Annotated in this window: 1 protein-coding gene; it reads left to right on the forward strand. The window is 69.8% G+C overall.

Annotation, left to right across the window (positions count from 1 at the left end; all coding sequences use genetic code 11):
* The coding region (locus tag CFB82_RS41660; RefSeq protein ID WP_089487978.1) for an acetyl-CoA C-acetyltransferase at positions 1 to 929 on the forward strand (929 nt) is incomplete at both ends.

Genomic DNA, 929 nt, shown 5'->3' on the forward strand with positions numbered 1-929 from the left:
GTGATCCGCGCGGTGCTGGAGCGTGCGGGCGTGAAGCCCGAGCAGGTCAGCGAAGTGATCATGGGCCAGGTGCTGACGGCCGGTTCCGGGCAGAACCCGGCACGGCAGTCGCTGATCAAGGCCGGGCTGCCGAGCGCAGTGCCGGGGATGACGATCAACAAGGTGTGCGGCTCGGGCCTGAAGGCCGTGATGCTGGCGGCGAACGCGATCGTCGCGGGCGACGCGGAGATCGTGATCGCGGGCGGCCAGGAGAACATGAGCGCGTCGCCGCACGTGCTGCCGGGCTCGCGCGACGGGTTCCGGATGGGTGACGCGAAGCTCGTCGACACGATGATCGTCGACGGCCTGTGGGACGTGTACAACCAGTACCACATGGGCATCACGGCGGAGAACGTCGCGAAGGAGTACGGAATCACGCGCGAGGAGCAGGACGCGTTCGCGGCGCTGTCGCAGAACAAGGCGGAAGCCGCGCAGAAGGCCGGCCGCTTCGACGACGAGATCGTGCCGGTGGCGATTCCGCAACGCAAGGGCGAGCCGCTGCAGTTCGCCACCGACGAATTCGTGCGTCACGGCGTGACGGCGGAATCGCTGGCCGGGCTGAAGCCGGCGTTCTCGAAGGACGGCTCGGTGACGGCGGCGAACGCGTCGGGGCTGAACGACGGCGCGGCGGCGGTGCTGGTGATGTCGGCGCAGAAGGCGGCGGCACTCGGCCTGACGCCGCTGGCGCGGATCAAAGCGTACGCGAACGCGGGCGTGGACCCGAGCGTGATGGGCATGGGGCCGGTGCCGGCATCGCGCCGAGCGCTGGAGCGCGCGGGCTGGACGCCGGGCGACCTGGACCTGATGGAGATCAACGAGGCGTTCGCGGCGCAGGCGCTGGCGGTGCACAAGCAGATGGGCTGGGACACGTCGAAGGTGAACGTGAACGG

The organism is Burkholderia sp. HI2714 (genome assembly GCF_002223085.1).
Taxonomy (GTDB): domain Bacteria; phylum Pseudomonadota; class Gammaproteobacteria; order Burkholderiales; family Burkholderiaceae; genus Burkholderia; species Burkholderia lata_D.